Genomic DNA, 3427 nt, shown 5'->3' on the forward strand with positions numbered 1-3427 from the left:
TTCCACCTGCAGGATCTGATCGCAACCGACGCCGAAGTGGCGATCGGCGAGCAACCGCAGCTGGGCACGCGATAGCTCGATCGGCTGCGCCGTCGCGTCGATCACGACGAAGTCGTTGCCGAGCCCCTCCATCTTCGTGAACTTGAGTCGCATGAGCTCTCCGGCGTGCTATCCCGCGTAGCGGCCGCAGGCGATCAGGTGGCGGTCGCTGACGACCTCGACCCGCAGGTGCGCCAGCCCGGAAGCCTCGAGCTGCGCGCGCACCTCCTCCGGTCTGAACGCGGCGAGCAGCGAGTTGAAGAAATCCCGACGCAGCACTTCGGGCGCATCCGCCGCGTGCAGGGCGACGAGGTCCATCGCCGCCTCGCGCGAAGGCGGACGCAGCAGATCCATCACGAACACCGCCGCCCCCGGAGCCGCCGCCACGCGCACGGCGTCCCACAGCACCGCGGGCCGGGCGAGATGATGCAGCAGACTGTTGCTGATGACGGCATCGTAGGGTGAACCGTCGAGCGCGGCGGCGGGCAGCCGCACGCGCTGCAGCCGAATGCGCCCCGCCAGCCCCGCTGCCGCGACGGCCTGGCGCCCGAGTGCGAGCATCGCCTCGGCGCCGTCGACACCCGTGACCTGCGCCTGCGGGCAGGCGCGCGCGAAGCGGATCGTCACGTCTGCCGGCCCGCAGCCCAGGTCGAGCACCCTGCCTGCGTTCAGATCGGGGAAGCACTCCCGAAAGCGCGCGACGAAGGCATCGTGCGGCTCGCTGAAATCCGCATGGGCGTAGGCGAGCGCCTGCTCCGGCTCGTCCATCAGCTCCGGCTCGGGGATCCGTTCCATCATGAGGCGGCCGCGGCCGCCCGGGTCCGCGTGTAGGGATCGGGCTCGCCGGCCGGCCGCGTCTTGAAGCGCTTGTGCAGCCAGTGGTACTGCTCGGGCATCTCCAGAATGCGCGCCTCGATGAAGGCGTTCATCCGCCGCGTGTCGCTCTCGGCGTCGGCGCTGGGGAAATCGGCGAGCGGTGGCAACATCCGGGCGACGTATCCATCGCCGCCGGCGCGCTGGGCGACGACGAGCGGCAGCACCCTGGCGCGCGTCACGCGGGCGATCACCGAGAGCCCCGTGGTGGTGGCTGCGGGGACGCCGAAGAAGGGCACGAAGATCGAGTGCGGCGCTCCGAAGTCCATGTCGGGCGAGTAGAGAAACGGCAGGCCTTCCTTCATCGCCTGCAGGACCGGCAGCAGCCCTTCGTCGCGCGGGAACAGCACGGCGTTGCCGAAGCGGTTGCGCCCACGCGCCAGCATCTCGTCGGCGATGCTGTCGCTCTGCCGCGCATACATGGCGCAGGCGCGGTACTCCGTCGCCAGCCGCGCTGCAGCCATGTCCACGCCCACGAAGTGCGGCGCGAACACGATCACCGGCTGCCCCTTGAGGGCGAGAAAATGCTCGATGCCCTCCACCTGCACCATAGCCTGGATGCGCGCCTTCGAGCCCCAGAACATCACGCCGCGCTCGAACACGGAACGCCCGAACGCCCGAAAGTGGCGCTTGAGCAGGGCCTCGCGCTCGCGCGGGCCAAGCTCAGGAAAGCAGAGCGCGAGATTGACGCGACCGATGCGCCGCCGTGACCGCGCGAGGTAGTAACCGACGATGCCCGCAAAATCGCCTACGGCCGTGAGCAGACGCAGCGGCAGGAAATGCGCGAGCCACAGCACGCCGAAGCCGAGCCGGGTCAACATGGCATCGTCGCCGGGTCACGACCGGGGAAACAGGGCTGACGCAACGCGGCGCCGGACTCACGCACTCCCGTGCGTGAAGCCGCGCTTCGTCGCCCGTGCAAATTCGGCCACCGAGCGCACTTCCGCGCACGCCGAGGCATCAAGCTCGGCCAGCGCGTCCTGCAGGGAGCGGCCGGCGCGAAACAGGGTCCGGAACGCCTGCTTCAGCGCCCGGATCTGCTCGACACCGAAGCCCGCCCGCCGCAGGCCGACGAGATTCAGGCCACGCGCGCCGGCCGGCGATCCCTCGGTGATCATGTAGGGCAGACAGTCCTGGCTGATGCGCGCCAGACCGCCGACCATCGCCAGTGTCCCCACCCGCGCGAATTGGTGGATGACGACATTGCCGGAGATGAATGCGCGGTCGGCCACCGACACGTGGCCGGCGAGCAGCGCGCCGTTGGCGATGATGACGCGGTCACCGATCTTGCAGTCGTGTGCCACATGGCAGTTGGCCATGAGGAAGTTGCCGTCCCCGATGCGCGTGCTGCCGCCCGCGGTGGTCGCACGGTGGATCGTCGCACCCTCCCGGATCAGGTTGTCCGCACCGATTTCGAGCCGGCTCACCTGGTCGTGAAAGCTCACGTCCTGCGGCTCTCCGCCGAGCATCGCGTGCTCCCACACGCGGCAACGCGGGCCCAGCGTCGTGTAGCGACGGATGACGGCGTGCGCGCCGATGCGGCAGCCGTCGCCGATGGTGACATCGCCTTCGATGACCGCGAACGGACCGACCGCGACGTCCGCTCCGAGATCCGCGCCCGGATCGATCTGCGCCGTCGGGTGGATGCCCGTGAGCGGTTCCGCTGAGCTCATTGCGAGGCCGCCTTGCGCACGACCTCGCACACGCGGTCCACCTGGTCCAGCGTCATCTGCGGGAAGATCGGCAAGGAGATCACCTCCTGCGCCACCGCCTCCGTCACCGGCAGACGCACACCACGGCACAGATCGGCGTAGACCTCCTGCTGGTGCAGCGGCACCGGGTAATAGATCATCGACCCGATCTGCACCTCTGCGAGCGCTTTCTGAATGGCATCGCGGCGCGGGCTGCGGACGGTGTACTGGTGGTACACGTGCGTGCGACCAAGCGCTTCGACCGGGGTCACGACGACCCCCGCCAGGCGTTCGTTGTACGCCTGCGCGATGGCACGCCGCCGCGCGTTGAAGTCTTCGAGGTGCTGCAGCTTCACGCGCAGGATCACCGCCTGGATCTCGTCGAGCCGGCTGTTGTAGCCGATCACGTGATGATGGTAGCGCTCCCGGCTGCCGTGGTTGCGATAGACGCGCACTTCCGCCGCGAGTTGCGCGTCCCCGGTCGTCACCATGCCGCCGTCGCCGAACGCGCCGAGATTCTTGCTCGGGTAGAACGAGAAACAGCCGAAGTCGCCGAAGCTGCCGGTCATGCGTCCACGGTAGCGGGCACCGTACGACTGAGCGCAGTCCTCGACGAGCCGCAGGCCGTGCTTGCGGCAGAGAGCGACGATGGGATCGAGGTCGGCTGCCTGCCCGTACAGGTGCACCGGCATCACCGCCCTGGTGCGCGGCGTGATCGCGCGTTCGATCGCCCCCGGGTCGATGTTGAAGGTGTTCTCCTGGATATCCACGAAGACGGGGGTGGCACCGGTGTAGGAAATCGCCTCCGAAGTGCCGATGAAGGT

General features: G+C 68.8%; 5 protein-coding genes. All 5 read right to left on the reverse strand.

Annotated features, from left to right (window positions below; all coding sequences use genetic code 11):
- On the reverse strand, positions 1 to 153 hold a 153-nt coding region (locus tag JNK68_02915), incomplete at its 3' end, for a diaminopimelate epimerase (GenBank protein MBL8539304.1).
- 15 nt (positions 154 to 168) lie between these two features.
- The gene (locus JNK68_02920; GenBank protein MBL8539305.1) at positions 169 to 834 is read right to left on the reverse strand and encodes a class I SAM-dependent methyltransferase; all 666 of its coding nucleotides are present in this window, start codon (positions 832 to 834) and stop codon (positions 169 to 171) included.
- Positions 834 to 1733, reverse strand: coding sequence for a lipid A biosynthesis acyltransferase (locus JNK68_02925; protein ID MBL8539306.1), 900 nt, complete (start codon positions 1731 to 1733; stop codon positions 834 to 836). Before JNK68_02925 ends, JNK68_02920 begins: the two co-directional genes overlap by 1 nt.
- 57 nt (positions 1734 to 1790) lie before the next feature.
- A complete protein-coding gene (gene lpxA, locus JNK68_02930; protein ID MBL8539307.1) occupies positions 1791 to 2585 on the reverse strand; it encodes an acyl-ACP--UDP-N-acetylglucosamine O-acyltransferase in 795 nt (264 codons plus the stop codon).
- On the reverse strand, positions 2582 to 3427 hold an 846-nt coding region (locus JNK68_02935; GenBank protein MBL8539308.1), incomplete at its 5' end, for a DegT/DnrJ/EryC1/StrS family aminotransferase. The genes JNK68_02935 and lpxA, both read right to left, overlap by 4 nt.

The sequence above is a fragment of the Betaproteobacteria bacterium genome, assembly GCA_016791345.1.
GTDB lineage: Bacteria > Pseudomonadota > Gammaproteobacteria > Burkholderiales > JAEUMW01 > JAEUMW01.